Below are 23,491 nucleotides of genomic sequence, written 5' to 3' on the forward strand. Positions count from 1 at the left end.
AGTCAATGGGCGAACGGCCCACGGGGCCACGGACCGCCCTGCCCCTAGGCATGGCATGGTCTTCGAGTGCTAGAATCGGTTCGACAGGATATCGCAGGGATGGCGGCCCGAGACACCGGGCGCTCCGCGCAACGTCGCTACCGGAGGACGCTTATGCTGGAAAAGATCTTGGCCGACGTCATCAAAATCGGCCGTCTGACAGTCCGTTACCCGGACGGACAGGTGGGGCGCTACGGCGAGGGATCGCCGGAGGCCGAATGGGTCATAACGGACAAGTCGGCGATCCGCCGCCTGATCCGCGACCCCTGGCTTCAGATGGGCGAGACCTACATGGACGGGGCCTGGGACGCGCCAAAGGGCTTGGCGATGTTGCTCGAGGTGCTCTTGCGCAACATCCCCGACGAACCCCCCTCCTCGCTTTTCACGAACCTTAAGCGCTATCTCGAACAAGGCAACGGCCGCCAGGCCAGCCGTCGCCACGTCGCCCACCATTATGATCTGGACGAATCACTGTTCCGGTTGTTTCTGGACCGCGACATGCATTACTCATGCGCCTACTTCTCGAACCCAGATATGACCCTGGAGGAGGCGCAGGTCGCCAAGTGCGAACTCATACGACGCAAGCTCGAGCTCAAACCCGGTCAGCGCGTGCTTGACGTGGGATGCGGCTGGGGCAGCCTGGCCCTCCATCTCGCCCGGAACGCGGACGTCGATGTAACCGGGATCACGCTCTCGAAAGAACAGCACCGCGTGGCGACCGCCCGCGCCCGCGAGGCCGGACTCTCCGACCGCGTCCAATTCCGGCTCGAGGATTACCGCGAGCATCGAGGTCTCTACGACCGGGTCGTGAGCGTGGGGATGTTCGAGCATGTGGGCGCACCCCACTACGAGACCTTCTTTGCCAAGGTTCGCGAGCGCCTGGCCCCGGGGGGGCTCGCGCTCCTCCACCATATCGGCCGAAGCGGGCTCCCCGGCCAGACCAACCCGTGGATCCGGCGGTATATCTTCCCGGGCGGCTACAATCCCGCGCTCTCCGAGGTTGTCCCCGCGATCGAGAAGACCGGCCTCAAGGTCGCCGACATCGAGGTGCTCAAGCTTCATTACGGATATACCCTGCACGAATGGCAGAAGCGCTTTCAGGCCCGGCGGGGCGAGGTCGTGCGACGCTGGGACGAGCGATTCGCGCGCATGTGGGAATTCTACCTCGCCGCCTGCGAGGCCTCGTTTGCGATCGGCGACCTCGTGGTCTTCCACATCCAGATGGCCCGCTCGCTCGAGGGGTTGCGCATGACCCGGGACGCCTGGTACGCCGAACACGACCTGGATAACGAGATCGCCGAGAGCGCCTGACGATTCAGGAGGGTCGCCATCGGCGACCCGGGGCATTCTTGCAAGGACCACGGCCACGGGCGCGCCCCGTCAGGGAACCTCCTTGCCTGTCTCGCGGTCAGCACCACGGTGGGCCCCGGTCTCAGTCTCTTGCGAGCGCCTGGGGCGTATGGTTAAGTAGAGTTTTCTTCTAGTGCGGTGGCCGTCGCATCGCTGGGCGGACACTTTACAGAACAACAAAGACATGCCAACGGATGAGTGAGAACCATGGCCCGACACGCACTTGAGCAGACCTACGATCAGCCAACCGTATTTCGCATGTCGGGCGCCGCGGTGCTGGCGGTACGCCTCATCCTCGGCTGGATCTATTGGGGCGGTGGCACGCGACGCTTCATATATGCCCCCAAGAAACTCGACCCCCATGCGCATAGCTGGATGGCCAACAAGCTACAGGCGGGCATGCCGGGGGCGGTGCTCGGGCTTGGGCATGTCCTGAGCGCCATCCTCCACCACCCGACCCTCGTCTACGACCTGCTCGTATTGGTGAGCGCGGTCGAGCTCATAAGCGGCCTCGGACTTATTCTCGGTGTCCTGACCCGCGCGAGCGTGATCCTAAGCCTCGCCTTGAGCGTCTCGCTCATGCTGGTCTTTGGGTGGCAAGGCGCCACTTGCATCGACGAATGGACCATGGCGGCATCGACCTTCGCCATGGGCTGCACGGTATTCGTGGCGGGTAGCGGCCTGTGGTCCGTCGATAGCTGGCTTTTGCGTCGCAACCCGAATCTCGCGGACGCCGGATGGTTCCGTTGGCTGGGCAGCGCGCCATTTACGGCCCGCGAGACCGAGGGCCTGGGCAAGGGGCTTGCCATCATCGCCGCGCTCTTCATGCTCGTGTTCTACAATTACTACCGCGGTTCGATCTTCACCAAATTCCACGGCGGACCGGTCAGCCCGAGCAAGCATCACATCAGCCTGAGCCGCGCCACCCTCCATAAGGATGGCCGCGTGAAGGTGCTCGCCTACCTGAATGGGGGGACACCGGCCGCACCCTCGCACGTCGTCAAGGTGGCCGTCGAGGGGCCGAAGGGGGTCGTGGAGGCGTGGAAGGGCAAGGCCCTCGAGAACGCGGTCAAGGGACATATCAAGAACGTCTACCGCTACAACAAGTTTGCGCCTGGACTCTTTGGCCTCAAGGCCAAGATGGGGGCCAAGGCCTGGATCACCCTGCACCCGACGAAGGTCGTGCATATCAAGGCCGGGCACTACACGGTGCTGTTCGAAAACATCAACGGCAAGACGTTCAAGACCAAGGCCGCGCTGTCCTGATGGGGCCTGGCCGTCGAGTGACCGGCGCTCCTTACCAGGCCTTTGTCAGAACCAGGGCGACCTGAGTGCCATGGAGGCCCGAGATGACATGATGATCGATGGCTGTCACGAAAACGCCCGCGCTGAAGCTGTGCCACGACTTGGTGAAGCCGACACCATAGTCGTCATAGGACGCCACCGTGTCACCGCTGGTATGCCCGGCATGGAGCATGAGACCAAAGCCGCTACCCAGGCGCACGCGGTACCCGGCCTCAAGATAGGTATTGCCGTGCTGCCAGTCATGATAGACGCCGGCCGACAGGGGCCCGAACCGCAACCGCAGGAAGGTCTCCTCGAAATTGAGCGAGCTCACATCGAAGCGATAGGCGGTGGCGCCGGCGTTGAATCCCAGTCCCGAAGGGGTCATGTCGCGGATACCGCCTGTGAAATCGGCGCGCTCGTGGGCCCCGCGGTAGTCGAGCGTCGTGAGGAATGCGCGGGCGTACAGGCCGACCGGCCCGGAGGCCGTCACGGATCCCTGCAAGGCGGGGTTGCCGTTCGACTCCGAGATGCCGCGCCAGACGTAATTGCTCATGAGCGACACCTGCCCGCTCACGCCCTCCGCGTAGGCGGGAAGCGCCAACAAGGTGGTCAGGGCCAGGGCCGATTGGAGGCGGGTCAGGGTGCGCACGAGCGCATTATATAGCAGCCGGGGCCGCTGACCAGTCCTCCCGCCCCGGCCCCTTCGCGTCACAAGGAGAAAGGCTTATACTACGCCCATGCTAACACGAATCTTGGATCAAATCGCAGCGACCGCCCGCGCGGCGGTCCCCCCGGAGTTCGGACAGGACGTGGAAAAAAACGTCCGCGCCGTCCTGGACAGCACCTTCCAGAGGCTGCGCCTCGTGACGCGCGAGGAGTTCGAGGTACAACAGGCGGTCCTTCAGAAGACCCGCGAGTTGGTCGAACGCCTCGAACGTCAGGTCGCGGAGCTCGAGGCCAAAAACGGCACCAACCCCGGGTCTAGCAAAAACCCGCCGACCGCCGTTTAAGCCCGCGAGACTTGCGGAGGGGAGAGACGCGCCGCGGCATGGACCCCATGCGCGCTTCGCGCTATCCTTAGCGCCCACGCGCCCTTAGCTCAGTTAGATAGAGCGTTGGATTCCGATGCCAGCGCTCAGGGGCTTACGGGGCACAAAGGCTAGCCGTCAAAACTTGCTACAATGCGCGTTATGCGCCCTTAGCTCAGTTGGATAGAGCGTTGGATTCCGATTCCAAAGGTCAGAGGTTCGAATCCTCTAGGGCGCACCAACCCACTGAAATTCCAGCGAATTTTTTCCTTACGCCGACCGCTAACCGTGGGCCTCATGAGCTAACGCTCGCAAAACCCCTGTCGCGAGGCCAACGTTCCTGAGCGTAGGCCTGAAACCGCCAAATTGCCCGGACTGCAGCGTGTGCCCATACGGTGCCCACTGGGTGCCCATAGGGTTCCGAGGCGGCCTCAGGCGCGTACACGATTTGAGCGCTAGCCTAGCGCCCCACTCCCGCCGCCCGCCGCAGGCACACGCCAGACCTGAGACGTAACCCTGTGTTGCGGCGATGGGGCGCGGCTCGGCGATCCCGGCTAGCCACAAAGATCCTCGACCCCTCACGAGCTCGGCAGCCCTACCCTGATTGCAGTGTGTAGACGCCCCTTGGCTTACGCACCCATGCGCCGGCACTCTCGCAGCACCGTGTGGACGTCACATTCGTGCATACCGGAGATTGCGACCGATGGTCTCGCCCGCCCCACTCAAAGAAGACGTTTTCAACGTGTGGCATCTGCTTTTGATGAATTCGAATATTGGCCGGAGGACCCCGAAGGATGAATCTGCCACCGTCAAAGCTCAGTGTAAAATCCCGAGGATTTTTGGCTCCTCAGCGGAATTAGTGGGTGTCATTTAGCTCTTGGTGCCGGTTAGGAACTGATAGAACCGCCGGCACACGGCATCGTAAACCGCGTGTTCTTGTTCATCACGCGCGTGACGCCACAGGGGCCCACCCGTCTCATCGATGTGTTTTAAGATGAGCGCACGGGCGGGGAGCTTGCGAGCTTTCTCGTCGGTGCTGACGCGCCGGATCAGTTCGCCGCCCAGGACCCAAAGGTAATCGGCATATTTCTTCACCGTCTTCTTCGTCCGTCGCTCACTGATCAAGGCCAGGAGAAAGGGCGTAAACTCCGCCACGATCCGTTCGCCCACGGGCACGTCCAGATCGGGGAAGCCCGCCCAACTCTGCGGCCAGCGGTCAATATCTCTACAATAGGTCTTGAGTGTCGCTAGGGCCTCCGCAGAGGCCTTAAGCGAACCCTGAATCGAGGAGGCTGCGCGCTTAATCATGGAACTCACGACATTATTGAATCGTTGTCATCATTTCAAGGGTTTTGTGTACGGCAAGACCCAGTTCGCTTCGAACCCCCTGCCAGCAATACGACCACCTGACCGGCCCGTAGCGCGAAATACACTCGCCATCCGGCGCCTATATGGATGCGCAACTCATGGATGCCGTCACCAGCAGTTCTAAATGTAGGAATGATTATCAATACCGGGTCACGGCCATGAACCGGTATGTCTGGGGGCTGGACAAAAGTTACGGTTCACGGTATAAAGCGCTGGGTCATAATATTCAGCGAGCAGAGCTTGGCTTTTCCGTTAGTTGGGAGCCCCCTTGATTTTAAGGGATTAGTGGCCTCCCTCAGGGAGTTGATGCAGCGGTTCCCGGACAAGCGGACGGGAAAGAACTGCGTCTACGCCATGGAAGACGCGGCCTTGGCGGCCTTTGCCGTGTTCACTATGCAAAGCCCTTCGTTTCTAGCCTATCAGAGGACGATGAAACAGACCAAAGGCCAGAGCAACGCGCACACGCTCTTTGGCATGAACCTGATCCCGACTGACAACTGCATCCGCAACCTGCTGGACCCGGTGGCGCCCAGTCATGTCACCCCCCTATTCGAACAGACATTCGAGGCACTGAACGCGGGCGGCCATATTGACCCTTTTCGCGTTTCTCTCTCCTCATCCCAGAACGGTGCCGGCCAGCTGCTGATCGCCCTAGACGGGACAAGCTATCACCATTCTCATACCGTCCATTGCCGGCAGTGCACGAAGATCGAACACAGGAAGGGCGAGGTCAGCTATCAGCACACGGTGGTTACACCGGTCGTGGTGTCTCCCGAACGCAACCAGGTCATCGCGCTGGCGCCGGAATTCGTGACCCCCAGGACGGTCACGACAAGCAGGATTGTGAAACGGCGGCAGCCAAGCGGTGGCTTACCGCCCATGGTGCCCGCATCAAAGCGCTCAACGCGACGATTCTGGGCGACGACTTGTATAGCCGCCAGCCGATGTGCGAAACCGTCTTGGGCCTGGGACTCCATTTCCTTTTCGTGTGCAAGCCGAGCTCCCACGTCACGCTCACCGAATCGATCAAAGATCTCACCGCCCAGGGGGCTATACAGACTCACCAGGTCCTGCGCCGCAAGGGCAAGAAAGCCTGGACTGACACCTATCGTTTCGTCAACCACGTTCCCTTGCGCGAGGGCGACGATGCCCTAGCGGTCAATTGGCTGGAGTTGACCACCCAAGACGCCGCGGGCAAGCAGACATACCAGAACGCCTGGATCACCCAGCATGCACTCGATAAAGCTCATGTCGCGAAAGTCGCTGAAGCGGGCCGCGCGCGCTGGAGGATCGAGAATGGCAACAACAATGTTCTGAAGACCAAGGGGTACCATCTTGAACACAATTTTGGGCACGGCAAGAAGTATCTCTCCTCGCTGCTGTGCACCTTCAACCTGCTGGCCTTCCTGCTGCACACTTTCCAGGAAATAACCAACCAAAAATACCGCGTGTTGCGCGCGACCCTCCCCACCCGCAAAAGCTTTTTCGACAGCATTCGGGCGCTCACAACTTTTATGTGTTTCGACAGTTTCGAGGCCTTGCTCGACTTCATGCTGCGGGGTCTCGACATCGACGCGCCCGACAGCAGTTGAGGGTCGCCATGGAAACCATTCGATTGGCAAACCGCCTACGGCGTCCGCCCCCTTTTGGCTGAGACCTTTGTTGATCCCACACGCTTTACGGGCCACTGCTACCGCGCGGCCCACTGGATCGACGTCGGTCTCACCACGGGCCGCGGCCGTGAGGATCGCCATCACGAACGCCATGGGGCAAGCCCCAAGCGCGTCCTGGTCTACCCGCTGGTGCCCGATGCCCGACAAAGGCTCCTGCAAGCCCCGTAAATTCTTAAGCGGACGCCCCCATTCGAGGCGGAGCCAGTTCACATTGAGAATTGCTGAGCGCGTCCTGGTCTACCCGCTGGTGCCCGATGCCCGACAAAGGCTCCTGCAAGCCCCGTAAATTCTTAAGCGGACGCCCCCATTCGAGGCGGAGCCAGTTCACATTGAGAATTGCTGATGCCGTCACCCACCGAATTGACATCGCCCATCAGGCCCAAAGGTCAGAGGTTCGAATCCTCTAGGGCGCACCAACTCCTTGAAATAACATCAATTTATCACAACGTCGGGCGGCTGCTAAGTTCGGGTCAGAGCGCGTGCCCAGGCGCCCTCGGAGTATCTACTGGGCCCAAGGCCATCCCAGGTGACACGTTTCATTTGAGCGTTAGCCGAGAAGCCATCCGCTACCCTAGTCATTGGGTGCGTCAGTCGGCCGTGGCGCACGAGCAACCTCGTCCGAATGGGCCCCCCGCTTGCCCCTCCCTATCTGCGCTAGCAAACTGCTTCGAGCCCTTCGATCAGGCGGAGAAGCTTCGATGATGGGCCGCTCGGCTTTTTGTCGCCGACCTCCCACTTGCGCACAGTCGACACGCTGGTATTCAACACAGCGGCCAACACGGTTTGGCTCAGATGGAGATTCTTCCGCAATGTGCGGATCCTTTCCGCGTCGTATTCCGGGACGGGCTCCATACACAGGATGTCATACTTCCGCGTTGTGCGCTTGTCGATAAACCCGAGACGATGCAGGTCGCTTGCCGTCTCGTAAACGGCCTCGAAAATTCGACTTCGCGCCTTAGGTTTGGTTGTCATGACAAATCTCCTGTAGCGAACCGTCTTCGGCCGCTTCACTGAGCTGCCGAGCCGTTCTAACCAGCAAATCAGCAGCAAGATCTTGAAGGGTGCCCAGTTCCTCCGAGTCGATGTTGGCCCGCTCGTTCTTCTCGAAACCGAAGACGAAGAACCGCCGGTTGCCCTTAATTCGTCGCGATGAGGGTTCGCACTCCACCACGTTTCTAGCAAGCGCAAGGGGGACTGCGCGGACAAGTGCTCAGCACATGGTCCACCCTGACGAAAACGTGAGCCATAGGAACCCGGACGCGGACGGGAAGCCATTGCCGTCGCTTAAGGTTTTATGATCCCTTTTGCGTCTCAGGCACGATGGCGACGCCCGCGGCAATGGCGGCGCCATGAAGCCTTTTGTCTAACGTGGCAAGTGGCAACTCGCGCCTTAGCGCAAGCTCGAGGTAGGCCGCGTCGTACAACGTCAGCCCATGGGCCTTTGCAAGATCTAACGTGGTCGACCAGGCAGCCGCGTCAGTCTGATGGTCAACGGTCTCCGGCAACAGACGCAAGTCCGGTAGAAGTTCAGTCATTTCCTGGATGGTGATGCGACCACGCCGCGTGGCGACAAGTAGGGCATTGCAGACCTCCAGCGCCCAATGGGCGGGGACACAAATACCCTCCCCCAACAATCGCTCACGTACCCGATTGGCGGATTCAGCGTCTTCATCGCGCAGATACCAGGCCAGCGTCATAGAGGCATCGGCGACAAAGGCCATCAGTATTTACGCCCTGCGTCAATTAATTCGCGCAACGAGATATCCCCTAGGTCATGGGTGGCCTGAAATGCCTTCATGCGGGCCACAACCGCACGCCGCTCTTCCAAGCCCTGGGTCGCCACCGATCGTAACTCCGCCACCGCCTGCCCATGCTTGGTGATAATGAACCGCTCCCCTTTGCGCACCCGATCCAAGATCTCAGACAAATGCGTCTTCGCCTCATAAGCGCCGATTTCGGGCATTGCGCACCTCCTGCTACGCCATAAACTAGTTGTTGACTAGTTTATCCAGTGGCCATGTGGCTGTCAACGTCGGCAATCCCAGCGGAACATATACAGCGATCCCGCTCAATAGATATGGATTTACTGTGCCCCGCCCGCTACTGCGAGGGACGGATCTCACCCAGAGACCGAAGCGTCGGGCGCGTTCTAGAGGCGTGCGTTTTAGAGCTCAATCCCCTGGAGCATTTGTGCCACCAAAACGATCCGTATACCCGAGTCGCTCTGTCTAAGCGGCGGGGGTCGTACACGCCGCCCTCGGCGGCCGGCCCATCGAATGACGCAAATGTGTCAGCAAAGATACGCATCTCGCTCGGTGCCGACGATTCAGGATGGACTAACGAGGTCATCCGCTGTTTGGCAACCGCTTGTTCGCCAGCCATATGTTTCGTTTGTTGCGATTTGCGATCATTTCGTATGCGATGTGATCGATAAATTAGCGCATGCGCGGGAACCCATCATGACAACCACGACCCCATCGAAGATGACGCTTCCTGCGGAGCGGGAAATTCAGGCGGCCGTGCAAGGACAGTGGTCCTTGGCGGCGCACTTGACCAGCGGGCTTGAAACTCAGCGCATTCAGATCTTTGACAAGCGTCTACAACCCCACGGGGTAGAATTTGCCAACCTCGGCATTGCGCTTTCTGGTGGACATCCTGGCTGAGTTGGCCAATGGCAATGCCGTGAAGGTTGTCCCCATGCATGCCGAGTTGACCACCCAGGAAGCAGCAGATCTTTTGAGCGTCTCAAGGCCTCACCTAGTAAAGCTACTTGAGGATGGCGCACTTCCGTTCCATCGGACAGGTAAACATCGTGACGTGCGGCTCACGGATCTTATGCGGTTCAAAGAGGCGCGCGAGCACGCCATGGCCGAGCTGGCCCGTCAGTCGCAGGAGCCTGGCATGGGCTATGAATGAAGCGCTCTCCCCTTGCTGTCCTTTACGGCGCGCGTCCTCTATCCTGCGCCCCTGCGTGACTTCCTCATGTGGCTGGGTCTATCTGGACGTTTCCGCGCACGCCGGAGCCGCGACATCCATGAGAGTGGAAGCGCAATCTGCTCGCCAACCGGCGGGATCTGCGCCGCGAACAACTGGATCGCACATCGGACCTGATGGATCGCGCGATTCCTGACGCACTGGTGGCGGGATATCAGAATCTCGTCCCGCGTCTCGCGTCTCGCCTCCCCTGATCCGGACGACCGGCATGTGCCGACGGCGGCCATTCGGTGCGAGGCCAGCGTCATCGTGACATTCAATCAGCGCGATTTTCCGGCTGATGCTCTGACATCTTGCGGCATCGTAATCTCGGCATCCAGACGAGCAAGCGTGCGCTGGCCCTCAGTATGCGCGACGGGACGTCCAAGTCGCCCTCGCGCCTTCGGTCTCAGCGCAACTCATGATCTCTTCGCTCCGCTACGAGATGCCGCGGCCGTCCTGCGGGCGAGCCGTGCGCTTTTCTGGCGCACAAGAGGCTCGCCCACAATAACTGGACGGCGTATCGATGTCCTTGCAGGTGGCCTACGGCCACCCGCCCGGACCTACGCCTCCCGCGGACTACGCGCCCTCGCTTCGCTCTCCATGGCGCGCAGCGTTTGTGGACGATCTGTTCAACATGGACACAGCGGCGGTTCCGCTGCACGGCGTCAGCACGCCACGGTCGTCAATCCACCATTCGATGTTAACCCGTTCCTCGATATCCTACGACGCCAAGGTCTCATCCAGACCACCAAGATCTTAGGCGCCTACCGATCCCTTATCTAAACCAGAGTGGTTGATGATCGGGGAAGGTTAACCCGAGTACCCACGGCTGTTTTGCGCCCAACGGCCTTACCCTACCCACCAGCAGTCCATATTGGAGAGTGACTAATCCCGTTCGGCTCTGGATTCCAGCGTCATCGGCCAAAGGCAATCCTCTCCTTTCGGTTTAACCTGTCGGGTTTTTTCGAACCATCCCTCTAGAAATCGTGGCCCAGGAACGGCGGTCTCCACCCCGTTACTATCTTCCTGCCTCTACAATGGAGGTACGGCCAGCAAGGCCCGGCATGATTGCCGCCCCCAGTCATCCATGATCCGGGGGGTGTTGTCACCGGGTCTTGCAGGCAGTCAGTCATCGCTAATAGGGGCTCGGCCCGTTGTATCTCAAGGCCGCCTGTAACGTGGATGCCGAGACTTTCTGCCATGGTTGTTGGCCGTAGGCGTCATCGCTATACGGGAGGTGGGTATGACAGACCATGAAGACCACAACAGTGTGGATGTCTTTATCGGCGTCGATGTGGGGAAGGGGGCGCACCATGCCGTGGCCCTCGATCGATCGGGCAAGCGCCTGCTGGATAAGGCCCTGCCGAACGACGAAGACAAGCTGCGGACTTTGATCGCTGAACTGAGAATGCACGGCGTGCTCCTGCTGGTCGTCGATCAGCCAGCCACAATCGGCGCCCTGCCCATCACAGTGGCGCGCGCGGAAGGCGTTGCCGTCGCGTATCTGCCGGGATTGGCCATGCGCCGTATCGCGGACCTCCATGCCGGCGAGGCCAAGACCGATGCGCGCGATGCCGCCATCATCGCCGAGGCCGCGCGCCCCCCCGCGACCCAAAGGGGGCAACCGAATCAGCCGCAAAACCCTCGTGCAGCGCTCGCTTTTGCCCATTACGAGAATGGCCCAGGTTGTTACAAAATCACGCACGATATCCAGAAAGATCGGCTTACGTCGGCGTAAAGTGTCACAAATTGGACGAATATAACGTACTGAATCACGAGGCAAACGTGTGTGCGGCGCCGCCTGGCGCCGAATATCTACAAAATAGCCCGGGCAATATACGCGTGGTTACTTTGCATTCCGATTCCATCGGGGAACCCGGGAGGGCCGGTGTGGGGCGGCGCGGCATGCCACAAATTGCATGAGATGAATGTACGGAATCACAAGGAGGATGTATGTCACGGCATACCCCTCAATATCTGCAAAATCGCTCGCGCCATATGCGCGCGTTTATTTCGTATTCCGATTTCAGTGGCAGGGGCTGGGCAGCCGTCTCAGGGGATCACATTAGCGAATGCGTCTTACAGGGCCCACTTGCAGGGAGTCGGAAGGCTCTGGCAGACGGATCTCATGCTCCTTGCTGTACTGGTAATCCTGGAAAACATGTTCTGCCGAAAGCAGCGCGTAACTCCCGTCGGCCAGAAGGTGGGTTGTGTCCTTGAGGCGGTAGGTGTAATGGCCGCAGGTCCATATGGCAAAATTGCGCATGTGGGTACAGAGGCAGCTCTTGTCCTTTACCGAGAAAACCGTGTCGGCGCCCCGGGCCTCGCGTTCACGCTCATAGGCGTCTATGTAGGCGCAGTGGCCCGAGCCGTCGAGCAGATAACCATAGGCCTCGCAGTTCGGTCGTATCGCCGCCCCTATGCCGGGACTGCTCTTTAGCATGCGCATGGGGTACCCGGTGGGCGAGACGAGATTGACCTCGATGTCGTCCTCATGCGCGCGCAGATACTCCTGCTTTACTTTTTCCGGCAGCCCGCACTCGTCTGTCACCGTAAAGCGCGTCGCTACCTGTACGGCGCCGGCGCCGGACTCCAGAAACTCGGTCGCATCGCTACCCGTGAATATTCCCCCGGCGGGGATCACGGGAATATCGAGCCCTTGTTGCGCGAGGTATTGTAGTATTTCCGCGACGATCGTCTTGAGATCGTACTGCGCCCAATCCATGCCGAAACCAAGGTGGCCGCCGGCGAGCGGCCCCTCGACCACGATATAGTCGGGGAGTCGTCCCAAGCGGGCATTCTTGCGTAAAAATAGCAAAAGCGCCCGTAATGACGACACGATTATCCCAAACTGCGCGTCACGGAACCGGGGGTGATCTTCGATGAGCGCAAGTGACCCCAAGTGCAGGCCGGCGCCCAGGGTAATCCCGTCGATGCCGGCGTCCAGTGCGGCCATAAGCCGGACGCGTAAGGTCTCGCGGGGCGCGTTCATGGTGAGCTTCTCCATACAGTTTATGAAGATGAGCCCCGGGCCCTTTTTGGCCTCCATGGTACGGCCGACATGCAGCGCGGTGGCCTCCGCGAGACGCGCGAGATCGAAACGCACCTCGGTCTTGTCGTTGTTCAGCACGTTGTGTTTATATTTCCGAAGCTTTTCAGAGACGAACTTGGTCTTGAATCGGCGGTCGGACACGGTGGGAACCATGGCGTCCGAGATATGCCCGATCCCGCCCAGCCGCGCCGCCTCAAGCGCCAAACGCGCGGCCGAAATGTCGACGCCCATACCGCCGACGATGATGGGTACCAGTTCACGTCCGGCAAGACGGAGGCGGAAGTCGTTTACGCATTTCATGACAAAAGATGATTCCCTGGCGGTGGCCGTGTGCGATGTGAGGGATCCGGGGAAACACCCAAGATTGGCTGAATCAGGGAATGTCCCTCTTCGTCTCCGGAACGGGTGGGTGGGCGGCCTGAGGCACCGCGGTATGGGAATGCAAGGACGGCCGAGCCGCATGCGTCCACTTTCTTCGAGCCGGCGACCAAATGGCGGGCGCTCAACCCGTACCGCTCATCAGTACCTCGGGCGGGAGAGGCGTGACCGCCCGGCCAATGTGCCATATTTCCCAGTTTTTTGGAAGGGTTCGTGCCCTTCGCGGTACCCTGCCGACTTGGGCATGGATGGCAGTCTAGCGCCTTGGCGTGCCGATAACCACAGACCGGATGGTGTTTTGCGATATCGGTGCCAGCGGGCGCGGGCGATGGACGGAGACGGGGCCCGGAATTGCCAGTCCTCGCGGTTACGCCCTTTACACCGCCGCTCGTAAACACCCCCCGGGATGGGTCCATAATGCCAGCGGCGTGCCCGCCCGCGAATCGCCGCACGGATCCGCGGGGATGTCGTGAGAGGCCATGGGCGCGCCCTTGCGAGGGTGCTGGCCCTGGCGGTACCCGGGCGCGCGCACGCGGCCCGGCCCCCGAACCGCAAAGACCAACCCCCGCGTGGGCGTAGCCGTGGTCGCCCAGGAGCGAGGGTCTTGCGGTCCGCGCGAGGCCTTGCCTATGAAGCAGCCGCTTCCGGAGGCGGCGGCGCGCGCCTGGCGGACGGGGGCGCATTCCCGCTCGCCGAGGGCGTGACGGCGATCGCACAGGTGTTGGTAGAGCATCGCGGGCGCGTGGTGGATGGGGCCGGAGCAGCAGGCGCTTCGGGAGGCGCCGGGGACGACCGGGTGTGTCTATGGCCCAAGGCCCGGGCGATGGGCGCCTGGCCCCGCCGGTCCTTGATCACCCTCGAGACTAAAAAGAGCCCGCGCTGGCGGCACATGTCTCCCGCAAGCATCCGGGCGGCCGACGTTTCAGGCGGACGCCGCCTCGGGGCGCCCATTGGGGCGGCGCCCGACCCTGCGTAGGCCAAGCAGATACTGGCCTAATATGGAAGCGATCACTCACCCCACCGTGACCCGGGCCTTGCGTACACGGATCGGCTGCCGGTATCCTCATCGCCTTTGCGGGGTGCAGCCAGCATCCAGATGGTCCTGTGCGCCTTGACGCGGCCGCGGCGGCCTCTATCTCACGCGGGAGGCCCTGCGCCATGGACCAACCCTTACAGATCCTCACGTACACGGATTTTGATCCTCGCGGGCTCGAACGCGCCTACGCCAAGGTCGCCGAGGCCTTGGCGCAAGGGGATTTTCACGCCGCCCAAGTCAAGAAGCTTCGCCACGCCACCTACGGGAAGCTCTACCGGGCGCGGCTCAACGATGCCGACCGCCTGCTTTTTTCTCTTGTAAAGCACGGCGAACAGACCGCCCTTCTTATGCTCGAGGTCATACGCCAGCACGATTACGCCTCATCGCGCTTCCTGCGGGGGGCGGAGGTGTCTCCGGACAAGATTCAGGACGCGGACCCTGTCGAGGCGCGACGCGAGGCCACACCCCTGCGCTATTGGCCGAAGACCCGCACAAGCATCCATGTCCTGGATAAACCCCTGTCTTTTGATGATACCCAAGCGGCGCTTTTTGTGACCCCGGCCCCCCTTATCCTGGTCGGGGGCGCCGGCAGCGGCAAGACCGCCTTGCTTTTGGAAAAGCTGAAGACCATTCCGGGCGATGTGCTCTACATTACCCACTCCGCCTATCTCGCGGAGCATGCGCGCGAACTTTACTACGCGCACGATTTCGTGCGCGAGGGACAGGAGGCGGCCTTCCTCTCCTACCGGGATTATCTTGAGACTTGGCGCATTCCGGAGGGACGTGAGGCCAGCTGGCGCGATTTTAGCGCGTGGTTTGCGCGTATTCGCCAAAACTACAAAGGGATCGATGCCCATCAGATCTTTGAGGAGATCCGCGGAGTCATCACGGCGCGAGCCGAAGGGGTGCTTGATTACGAGGCCTACAAGGCGCTTGGTGTCCGCCAGTCCATCTTTGCCGCGGATCAGCGCGCGGCCGCGTACGATGTGTTTGTGCGCTATCAGTCGTGGCTCAAGGACCATCGCTTCTTCGATCTCAATTTGCTGGCCCACGCCTGGAAACCGCTGGTGCAGCCGTGCTATGACTTTGTCGTCATAGACGAGGTCCAGGACCTGACCGCCATTCAGTTGTCGTTGGTCCTCGCGGCGCTGCGCAAGCCCGGCGCTTTCGTGCTCGGGGGCGACGCCAACCAGATCGTGCATCCCAATTTCTTTTCCTGGGCCCAGATAAAAAGCCTGTTCTGGGCGGATTCACGATTGAACACGGGCCGCGAAGTGCAGGTGCTCACGCATAATTTTCGGAATGGTCGCACGGTCACGCAGGTCGCTAATCGGCTCCTCGAAATCAAGCGGCAACGCTTCGGGTCCATTGACCGCGAGAGCAATTTCCTGGTGGAGGCGGTCGGGGAGCAGGCGGGAGCGGTGCAGGTCCTGGATGACGCAAGGGCCGGGCTCTCGGCGCTCAACCAACAAATATCGAAGTCGACGCAGTATGCGGTACTGGTTTTGCGCGAGGAAGACAAGGCGGCGGCGCGGGCGCTCTTTACGACCCCCCTATTGTTCTCCGTCCAGGAGGCCAAGGGCCTGGAGTATCCCCATATCGTGCTTTATCGTTTTCTTTCCGATCATCGCGCGACCTTTGCGGCCATATGCGAAGGGGTCCGCAAGGATGGCCTGGGGGGCGAGGCGTTGACGTTTCGGCGCGCCAAGGACAAGGGGGACCGGTCGCTCGATGCCTACAAGTTTTTCGTAAACGCCCTTTACGTGGCCATTACGCGCGCCGCGGACAGCGTGTATTTGGTGGAATCCGACCACAACCATCCCCTGCTGAATCTGCTGGACGTGCAGAGCCGCGCCGCCGCCCCCATCGTCGTGCCGGCGTCGTCACGCGACGAGTGGCAGAAAGAGGCCCACAAGCTCGAACTGCAAGGAAAACTGGAACAGGCCGAGGCGATTCGCGCAAACATCCTTCAGACAAAAGCGCCGCCCTGGCCGGTCGCCGACGCGCGCCATGTCGGGACACTGATCCAGAAGGTCCTTGTCGAGCGCGCGGTCGGCAACAAAGGGAGCCAGCAACTCTTCGAATACGCCGCCTTCTACGATGCCCCGGAGCTCGCTGAGCGCCTGGCCCGGGAGCGACAGTTCTCCTTGGCCCGCCATTTTGTCGCGCAAAGGCCGCGGATCGTAAAGGCGCGGCTCGCCAGTTATAGCCGGCACCACTTCAATGAAATATGGAATGATTGCGAGCGGTACGGCCTGGAACACCGCACCCCCATGAACCAGACACCCCTCATGGCGGCGGCGCGAGCGGGAAATGTGCCCCTTGTCGAGGCGCTGTTGGAGAAAGGGGCGCGTCGCGACAGTCGCGATCATTTGGGCCGCAACGCCGCGCACATCGCATTACGCGAGGCGTTTACCGATCCGGAGTTTGCGCAAACCAGTTTCCCGGCCCTCTGGGGCCTTCTGGCGCCCCTTGGCGTCGATCTGCGTATCAACGATCGCCTGGTGCGCCTCGAAAAGCACCAAGCCGAGTATTTCCTTTTTCAGACGCTCTGGGCCCTCATCCCCAACGCGCCAGTCGACCATGGTCTGGTCCTCGGTTTCCGGCGCGGACTTTTGGAGCGCGTCTGGGCCAGGTTGCCCGATATCATCGTCCCGCCCAATCGCAAACAAGGCCCCTATATATCCGGCCTGCTCGCCCGAAACGAGATCAACCGGGATTACGCCTATAACCGTCGGCTTTTTGTGCGCGCGCAGCAGGGGGTCTACCTGCTGCAATCCCATCTCTATCTGCGCGATCCCGACCGAGAAGGCGAGTGGCGGCATTGGACGCAGGCCCATAATCTCGAGTTTCTGCAAGAGCATCTCCCGGTCTATCGGTCCACTTTTAAGGCCGTCTTGAACCTGGCCCCACGTACCGACACACCATCGCCCCCGGAGTCGAACCCCACGCTAAAGGCGCGCGATGATGGCCCCCCGAAAGAGGCCAGCCCACCCTCGGAGAGGGACCCCGCGATGGTGCCGCAGGAGGATGGTGCGTGCCGCGAGCGATGCTCGCCCAACCCCGATGATCAGCAGAACCTTCCCTTTTTTGAGATCGACGAAGGCCGTTCATCCGGGGATGACGCGGACGCGTAACGGGTGCTTGGTGGGTGCCCATGCGGGAGACGTGGCAGGCGCGCGAGATGTTCCTTGGCCCGTTCGTGTGGGTGGTGGAGACAGGCGGCAAAGATGAAGTGCGCGATACGCGGATCGGGATGACGCGCGAGGGGCGATTGGTGTTCGTCGCGCGCATCGAACACAGCCGAGACCTTTCGCCCGACCTCGGCGAGATCCCCTACTATGGTGGAGCGGAGACCCTTATGGGCATCGTAAACGATACGCCGCGAGCGTAGGGTGGCGCCCACATGGAGGGTGCGCTAAAGTTCTGGACGTATTGGCGGGGTTCTGGCATCTTTCCGGAAATCACAAGACGAAGACTCGCGCGCCATGACCCTCGGCGGACGTCGCAGAAGACGAAAAAAGGACCTTGGCGGCTTGGCCATGGCCGGACTGTTGCTCCTCGAAGCCGTGCGACAAGGCGCGAATTTCGGCGATACCATCGTTCACCTGACACTGATATCGGCCGGCGTCTTTGCCGTTGCCCTTACCCTGGCCTGGTTCGTTCAGAAACAAAAGCAAGACAAGCTGCGTGTCGCCCTTCTGGCGGCCGGCACCACCAACCCCTTGCAATTGACCCCCGAACAGTACGAACAATTCTGTGCCGCGCTGCTCTCCCATAACGGCTGGAAGACGCGCCTTACGCGCAAATCGGGAGACTTCGGTGCGGATGTGATTGCCACGAAGGAAGACCGGGTGCTGGTCATTCAACCATTTTGCGCGGGAATCCCCGCCATTCAAGGCGGGGAGGGATCCCACAGGGACTTCCTTCGGTCGTAGCACCGCCGCGTAGCGGCGATGCTTCACAACTGAATAACCACCATGTATCATTGTGAACATGGACGAAGAATTGCCAACCAGCCCCTTCGGTCGTAGCACCGCCGCGTAGCGGCGATGCTTCACAACTGAATAACCACCATGTATCATTGTGAACATGGACGAAGAATTGCCAACCAGCCAGGCGTTGACCTGCAAACTGAAGCTGCTGCTGGACAAGGAGCAGGTCGTCGCGGTCCGGCGCACGGCATTGGCGTACCGTAATGCCCTGAATCACGCATCCGCCGTGGCTTTCGCCAATGGCAAGATGTCGCAGGGCATGAAGCTGCAAACGCTGGTGTACCAGGATTTGCGGGAGCGGTACGGATTGCTCTCCCAAATGGCTTGCAATGCTCCGCGACAAGTGGCGGCGGCCTACAAGACGTTGTGGGAACGCGCCAAATCCAACGCTGCCCATAAAGCGAAGGGCTGGACCAAGCGCCGCTACAAGGGGCTGGACAAAGCGCCGAAATTCACCGCGCTGACCGTGAATCTGAACCACAAACGTGACTGGTCTCTGGGCAAAAACCAGACGGTCAGCATCAGCACTCTGAACGGCAGAATTCGGTGCCGTTACGAAGGCTGGAACCGGCATCTGGACTGGCTGGAGCACACGGCGGATCGGGGAATCACCCTGGGTGCCGCCAAGCTCTGGCAGGACCCGGTCTCCAAAGCGTGGTATCTGCTGGTTTCCGTCGACAAGGCACTGGTCGAAAAGCCGATGGACCGCATCACCACCGTCAAAGGCGTGGATCTGAACCGTCGCAACATTGCGGTGGAATCTAATACACGCGGCAAATGTCGTTTTTATCACGGCGGGCACCAGAGGCATTTGGCCGAACATGCCGCCAGTACACGGAGTGCGCTGCAAGCGAAGGGCACTCGTGGGGCCAAAGCGGTTTTGAGGAAACTGGCGCTGCGAGAAAGACGGCTGAACGCGGATACGGCGCACTGTGTGAGTAAGGCCATTGCGGAGCCACACGCGATGGTGGGTTTGGAGTGGCTGAAGGATATCCGCAATCGTACCGAGCGTCGCCGCTCGAAGAACGCTTCGGTGAAACGGCGCAAGGCCAACCGCAAGGTCAGCAGTTGGAGTTTTGCGGATGTGCAGGCCAAAACCGCGTACAAAACCCGGCTGTCGGGTGGTGTGCCGATTTGGGTGGATGCGGATTACACCAGTCAGGGGTGCTCTATTTGCGGGCACACCGGAAAGGAGAATCGACCCAATAACGGCCTGCTGTTTGTTTGTGCTCATTGTGGTCATACACTCCATGCCGATTTAGTGGCGGCAAGAAACATCAGTATGCGAACGCTCCTCATCCGGCAAGACTGGGTGAGGACGGGGCGATTGTCAGCCGTCCCTGAAGCATCAGGCGATGAAGCCAAAGCCGCGCGTCTTTCGAGATACGCGGAGTTGCGGTGGAGCCTGGATGCAAGCTCCGTCCTCATTGTGGGCCGCATGGCCCATTAGGGCGGAGTTGTTGACTGTAAGCAGTGGACCAAATCGGTCGGCGTCAAGGCGGTACAGGAGGTCCATGCCGCCCTGAGCCATTATCGCGCAACCCATGCCGCGGTCGTCACCACCACGGATTACACGCCGGCCGCGAGATCGCTTGCGCAAAGCACCGGGGTCCGACTCTTACGCCATACGGATCTCATCCGCATATAGATGGGCCCGAGTGTAATCGCGCGCGGTACACTGAAGGGACCGAGGCGGCAAGACGTTTCCGAAGCCCCGCAAGCGCGTGTCGGCGGCTACCGCAAGGCCCTTGGCCGACTCAACGTCATCGGGCTTCGGGCTGGCATCCGGATCACCAGCCGGTCGGATCCCTGACGACTGTCATTCCGTGTCACCGGGCGGGCGCCCTTTCCTTGATTCGCAAGAGCGGCACGGGGCTCGATCGCGCATGCATTACAGGCCATGCCGGGCGCCGGCTGCGCGCGGGAGCTTGTGCCGGATCCCGGGCACCGGCGAAGTGCGAGGGAGAGGCCCGGCGAGTATCGAAGCGGAGTCCTTGCGCCAAGCGCGCCGATGCGGCGCGGCGCGATGGCGCGGTATCATACGAAGATGAATGCGCCTGGCCGTCGCGTCGCACACCTCGACATGGATGCGTTCTACGCATCGGTCGAGTTGTTGCGTCAGCCGCAACTGCGCGGCCTGCCGGTGGTCGTCGGCGGCCGGCGGGGCGGGGGCGGGGCGGCGCCTATGGCGCTACGCGCCTATGAGGGTCGCGGCGTGGTGACGACGTCGACCTACGAGGCCCGGGCACTGGGGGTGCATTCGGGGATGAGCCTCATGCGCGCCGCGCGCGAGGCCCCGGACGCCCTGCTGCTGCCACCGAACTTCGAGGCCTACCGTCATTACTCGGCCCTTTTCAAGAGAGCGATCGTCGGGATCGCGCCGCTCATGGAAAACCGCGGGATCGATGAGGTTTATATTGATCTGACCGATCTCGATTCCGACTCGCGATCCCTGGGACTGCGCTTGAAGGGGGCGGTCCATGAGGCCACCGGGCTTTCGTGCTCGCTCGGGATTGCCGCCAACAAGCTGCTCGCCAAGATCGCCTCCGACCTGGACAAGCCCGACGGCCTGACGCTGCTCGGCCCCGAAGATGTCGCGCGTCGGGTGTGGCCCCTGTCGGTCGCGAAGATCAATGGGATCGGCCCCAAGGCCACGGTCAGGCTCCACGACCTTGGCATCCGTACGATCGGGGAACTGGCGGCGGCCGAGCCGGCCCTCCTCGATCGCGCCTTCGGCGCGCGCCTCGCCCTGTGGCTTCGTGAATCGGCGAATGGCGTGGATGATCGGCCGGTGGTGACCGAGAGTGCCACCAAATCGGTGAGTCGCGAGACGACATTCGAGCGTGACCTCGATGCGCGCGCCGACAGGCCCCGACTGTCGGCGGTCCTCGTCGAATTGTGCGAACGGCTGGCGGGCGATCTATCCAGAAAGGATCTGGCGGCGCGCACCATCGGCATCAAGCTGCGCTACGCCGACTTCCATACCGTGACGCGCGACCTGACGGTGCCACGCCCGGTCAGCGCGTCGCGCGACATCCTGGCCGGGGCCCGGGAGTGCCTGCGCCGTGTCGCGCTCGACCGCCGCTTGCGGTTGCTTGGGGTGCGTGCGGGCTCGCTTTCGGGACCGTCCGGGACGGCCGTGCCCGGTCAGCAAGGGGAGCTGCCTTTCGGGGAGGATCCGGCAGGCACGGCCGGCACCGCCATCACTCGAGGCTGACCTCGTCGCGCGCGCCCGCCGGCGCCCGCCAGGCGAGCCAGTCGCACAAGGCGGCGGCCGGCATTGGTCGCGCGATCCCGTAACCCTGGGCATAGTCGCAGTGCAACGCGCGCAGGATCTCCTGGAGGCCGTCGTGTTCCACGCCTTCCGCGACCACGCCGTATCCCAGACAGTGGCAGACGTCGATGATGGCACGCACGATCTCACGTTCGTTGACATTCGTATCGATGACCGCGATCAGCGAGCGGTCGATCTTCACCCGATCAAATGGCAAGGTCCGCAGGTAGGCGATCGAGGCATAGCCGGTGCCATAGTCGTCGAGCGCCGCCGGGATGCCGGCGTCGCGCAGGGCCTCCATGACCGAGGCGGCCTGGTCGGGGTTACTCACCAAGGCGCCCTCGGTCAACTCGAAAACCAGACGCGCCGGTCCGGCCTGCGCCAGGCGGTCGCGAACCCGCTGGACGAAGCCGTCATCCTGCAGATCCAAGGCGGAGATGTTGATGGCGATCGGGAGCGATGGGTGATCGGCGGCCCATAATACCCGGTCATCGAGGGCACGATCCAGGACGTGAAGGGTAAATTCGGTCATGAGCCGGCTACGCTCGATGGTCGGCATGAAGTCCGCAGGCGAAATGAGCCCGCGCTCCGGGTCCTCCCAGCGCGCCAAGGCCTCGACGGCCACCACGGCGCCATCGATGAGTGAGACGATCGGCTGATAATGAAGCAGAAATTCGCCATTGGCCATCGCCGCGTGAATGCGTCGCTCGTGCGGCGGCATGGCATCGGGCTCGGCGGCCTGGACATCGATCATCGGGTCGTAGACCTGAAAGCCCGCCGCGTGGCGCTTGGCCCAATACATGGCGGCATCGGCACGGCGTATGAGCAATAGCATATCGACGCCGTCCTCGGGAAAGACGGCAACGCCGATACTGGCGCTGATTTCCACGTTCTCAAGCCCCAGGGCCAGGGGCTGCGCCACTGCGCGCGCCACCTTCTCGGCAATCACCGCGATGGCGGCACCGCCCCCGCGCAGGGCCGGCAACAACAGCGCAAATTCGTCCCCGCCAAAACGCGCCACAACGTCCGAGGCGCGCACCGCGCCCTGTAGGCGCTGACCGACGGCGCGCAGCAGCCGATCCCCGGCATCGTGCCCCCGGCTATCATTGATTGCCTTGAAGCCATTCAGGTCCAGGATCATGACCGCGAAGCACTCCTGGGTCCTGCGGCTCTCCATCAATAGGCGCCCCAGCTCCTGCTCGAACAGCGCGCGATTGGGCAGACCGGTCAAGGGGTCGTGCAGCGCGAGCTTTTGCAGGGCCTGGTTGGCGTCGGCCAACTCCTGGGTGCGTTGCGCCACGCGCCGCTCGAGGGTGGCGGCGAGCTCCTTCAAGGCCCCGTCCTGACGCTGGCGCTCGTCGCTCGCCTCGCGTAGCCGCAGCGACATGGCGTTGAACGCGCGCAACGTGCGACTGATCTCATCGCGCCCGCGCACCATGACCTGATAGCCCAGCTGACCCTCTCCGACCTTGCTCGCGGCGTCCTCCAGGACTTTAAGGCGCCGGCCTAGGTAGCTCCCGAAATAAAACGCGAACAGGAGCGCCAACAGGAGCTCGACCAGGGCCACCGTGGTCATGCGCAGGCGGCCTTCGGCGAGCCTGTGGCGCAAGGGCCGTACCGACAGCCCGAGTTCCACGGTCCCATAGCGGACACCGGCCACGATCACCGGCTGATCGACTTCGAAATACCGGGACCTGCCGGAGCGGCGCATAGTGCCCTCGTGAAACGGGCGTGCGAGGGCCTGGCGCGCCCCGCCTTGGGCAAGCACCCGGCCGCTACGATCCAGGACACGCACGAAGCCGATGTCCGGATTCGTCAGGATCTCATCGACCACGGCCTGCAGGCCGCCGACATCGTGGGTCAGTATGCCGGTGACGGCGGCCGAGGCCAACAGGCGCGCGTCGGTCCGGGCATGGGCACGCAGGCGCTCATAACCGTTATGGGCAAAGAATTGCAGGGTGGTCCCGGTGATGACCGTCAGGAAGATGGCGTTCATGACGACCAGGGCGAGGATGATCTTGGCGCGAAACGACAT

Annotated in this window: 18 protein-coding genes, 1 tRNA gene and 5 pseudogenes; 15 read left to right on the plus strand and 9 right to left on the minus strand. The window is 61.8% G+C overall.

The genetic code is table 11. From position 1 onward, the window contains the following. Positions 1–153: 153 nt before the first annotated feature. Together C4901_RS16670 and C4901_RS16675 are read left to right on the plus strand one after the other, a co-directional pair. Positions 154–1,350, plus strand: a complete 1,197-nt coding sequence (locus C4901_RS16670; RefSeq protein WP_110138702.1) for a cyclopropane-fatty-acyl-phospholipid synthase family protein — start codon at positions 154–156, stop codon at positions 1,348–1,350. A gap of 246 nt (positions 1,351–1,596) precedes the next feature. Then, entirely contained in the window at positions 1,597–2,655 is a 1,059-nt protein-coding gene (locus tag C4901_RS16675) for a TQO small subunit DoxD (protein WP_110138364.1), read from the plus strand. A 31-nt stretch (positions 2,656–2,686) separates the two neighbouring features. Here C4901_RS16675 and C4901_RS16680 read toward each other — a convergent pair whose 3' ends face one another. Then, positions 2,687–3,325, minus strand: coding sequence for a TorF family putative porin (locus tag C4901_RS16680; protein ID WP_168185792.1), 639 nt, complete (start codon positions 3,323–3,325; stop codon positions 2,687–2,689). A 103-nt stretch (positions 3,326–3,428) separates the two neighbouring features. Between C4901_RS16680 and C4901_RS16685 the strand changes: the two genes are divergently transcribed. Continuing rightward, positions 3,429–3,686: an accessory factor UbiK family protein gene (locus tag C4901_RS16685; RefSeq protein WP_240611794.1), complete on the plus strand. Its 258-nt coding sequence runs from the start codon at positions 3,429–3,431 to the stop codon at positions 3,684–3,686. A gap of 182 nt (positions 3,687–3,868) precedes the next feature. After that, positions 3,869–3,945 (plus strand) — tRNA-Arg (locus tag C4901_RS16690). 629 nt (positions 3,946–4,574) lie between these two features. Here C4901_RS16690 and C4901_RS16695 read toward each other — a convergent pair. Continuing rightward, positions 4,575–5,012: a hypothetical protein gene (locus C4901_RS16695; protein ID WP_110138367.1), complete on the minus strand. Its 438-nt coding sequence runs from the start codon at positions 5,010–5,012 to the stop codon at positions 4,575–4,577. Positions 5,013–5,047: 35 nt separating this feature from the next. Then, the gene (locus C4901_RS19645) at positions 5,048–5,215 is read right to left on the minus strand and encodes a type II toxin-antitoxin system RelE/ParE family toxin (protein WP_370445945.1); all 168 of its coding nucleotides are present in this window, start codon (positions 5,213–5,215) and stop codon (positions 5,048–5,050) included. A 97-nt stretch (positions 5,216–5,312) separates the two neighbouring features. Here C4901_RS19645 and C4901_RS16705 point away from each other — a divergent pair. Together C4901_RS16705 and C4901_RS16710 are read left to right on the plus strand one after the other, a co-directional pair. Further along, positions 5,313–6,664 (plus strand): annotated as a pseudogene (locus tag C4901_RS16705) (ISNCY family transposase). Between the two features lie 54 nt (positions 6,665–6,718). Further along, a complete protein-coding gene (locus C4901_RS16710) occupies positions 6,719–6,913 on the plus strand; it encodes a Druantia anti-phage system protein DruA (RefSeq protein WP_110135574.1) in 195 nt (64 codons plus the stop codon). Positions 6,914–7,399: 486 nt separating this feature from the next. On the opposite strand, the gene C4901_RS16715 is transcribed toward C4901_RS16710, so the two are convergent. The 4 genes from C4901_RS16715 to C4901_RS16730 all read right to left on the minus strand — a co-directional run bounded on the left by C4901_RS16715 (position 7,400) and on the right by C4901_RS16730 (position 8,708). Further along, entirely contained in the window at positions 7,400–7,717 is a 318-nt protein-coding gene (locus tag C4901_RS16715; RefSeq protein ID WP_110138369.1) for a DNA-binding transcriptional regulator, read from the minus strand. After that, positions 7,701–7,916, minus strand: coding sequence for a type II toxin-antitoxin system RelE/ParE family toxin (locus C4901_RS19650; RefSeq protein ID WP_205736093.1), 216 nt, complete (start codon positions 7,914–7,916; stop codon positions 7,701–7,703). The genes C4901_RS16715 and C4901_RS19650 overlap by 17 nt, the downstream gene beginning before the upstream one ends. A gap of 121 nt (positions 7,917–8,037) precedes the next feature. Continuing rightward, positions 8,038–8,466, minus strand: coding sequence for a type II toxin-antitoxin system VapC family toxin (locus C4901_RS16725; RefSeq protein WP_205736094.1), 429 nt, complete (start codon positions 8,464–8,466; stop codon positions 8,038–8,040). Further along, positions 8,466–8,708, minus strand: coding sequence for a type II toxin-antitoxin system Phd/YefM family antitoxin (locus C4901_RS16730; protein WP_065971916.1), 243 nt, complete (start codon positions 8,706–8,708; stop codon positions 8,466–8,468). The genes C4901_RS16725 and C4901_RS16730 overlap by 1 nt, the downstream gene beginning before the upstream one ends. 496 nt (positions 8,709–9,204) lie before the next feature. On the opposite strand from C4901_RS16730, the pseudogene C4901_RS19655 reads away from it, so the two are divergent. From C4901_RS19655 to C4901_RS16745, 3 pseudogenes are all read left to right on the plus strand, one after another. Beyond that, positions 9,205–9,661: pseudogene (locus C4901_RS19655) on the plus strand (helix-turn-helix domain-containing protein). After that, a pseudogene (locus tag C4901_RS19660) lies at positions 9,658–10,180 on the plus strand (PIN domain-containing protein); the annotation flags it as partial. The pseudogenes C4901_RS19655 and C4901_RS19660, both read left to right, overlap by 4 nt. 741 nt (positions 10,181–10,921) lie before the next feature. After that, positions 10,922–11,321: pseudogene (locus C4901_RS16745) on the plus strand (IS110 family transposase); the annotation flags it as partial. A 465-nt stretch (positions 11,322–11,786) separates the two neighbouring features. Here the strand turns inward: C4901_RS16745 and C4901_RS16750 are convergent. After that, positions 11,787–13,073 (minus strand): nitronate monooxygenase, encoded by a 1,287-nt coding sequence (locus tag C4901_RS16750; protein WP_110138371.1) that lies wholly within the window; start codon positions 13,071–13,073, stop codon positions 11,787–11,789. A 1,236-nt stretch (positions 13,074–14,309) separates the two neighbouring features. Here C4901_RS16750 and C4901_RS16760 point away from each other — a divergent pair. The 6 genes and pseudogenes from C4901_RS16760 (at position 14,310) to dinB (ending at position 21,399) form a co-directional block, all read left to right on the plus strand. Continuing rightward, positions 14,310–17,324, plus strand: a complete 3,015-nt coding sequence (locus C4901_RS16760) for a UvrD-helicase domain-containing protein (RefSeq protein WP_110138373.1) — start codon at positions 14,310–14,312, stop codon at positions 17,322–17,324. Positions 17,325–17,344: 20 nt separating this feature from the next. Beyond that, positions 17,345–17,581 (plus strand): hypothetical protein, encoded by a 237-nt coding sequence (locus tag C4901_RS16765; protein WP_110138374.1) that lies wholly within the window; start codon positions 17,345–17,347, stop codon positions 17,579–17,581. Between the two features lie 94 nt (positions 17,582–17,675). Continuing rightward, on the plus strand, positions 17,676–18,125 hold the full coding sequence (locus tag C4901_RS16770) for a restriction endonuclease (RefSeq protein WP_110138375.1): 450 nt from the start codon (positions 17,676–17,678) through the stop codon (positions 18,123–18,125). Positions 18,126–18,279: 154 nt separating this feature from the next. Further along, positions 18,280–19,632: an RNA-guided endonuclease TnpB family protein gene (locus tag C4901_RS16775; protein ID WP_110138376.1), complete on the plus strand. Its 1,353-nt coding sequence runs from the start codon at positions 18,280–18,282 to the stop codon at positions 19,630–19,632. Positions 19,633–19,698: 66 nt separating this feature from the next. Continuing rightward, positions 19,699–19,830 (plus strand): annotated as a pseudogene (locus C4901_RS19665) (restriction endonuclease); the annotation flags it as partial. Between the two features lie 399 nt (positions 19,831–20,229). After that, positions 20,230–21,399 (plus strand): DNA polymerase IV, encoded by a 1,170-nt coding sequence (gene dinB, locus C4901_RS16785; protein WP_110138703.1) that lies wholly within the window; start codon positions 20,230–20,232, stop codon positions 21,397–21,399. Here the strand turns inward: dinB and C4901_RS16790 are convergent. After that, a complete protein-coding gene (locus tag C4901_RS16790; protein ID WP_110138377.1) occupies positions 21,386–23,491 on the minus strand; it encodes a bifunctional diguanylate cyclase/phosphodiesterase in 2,106 nt (701 codons plus the stop codon). The genes dinB and C4901_RS16790 overlap by 14 nt on opposite strands.

The organism is Acidiferrobacter sp. SPIII_3 (assembly GCF_003184265.1).
Taxonomy (GTDB): domain Bacteria; phylum Pseudomonadota; class Gammaproteobacteria; order Acidiferrobacterales; family Acidiferrobacteraceae; genus Acidiferrobacter.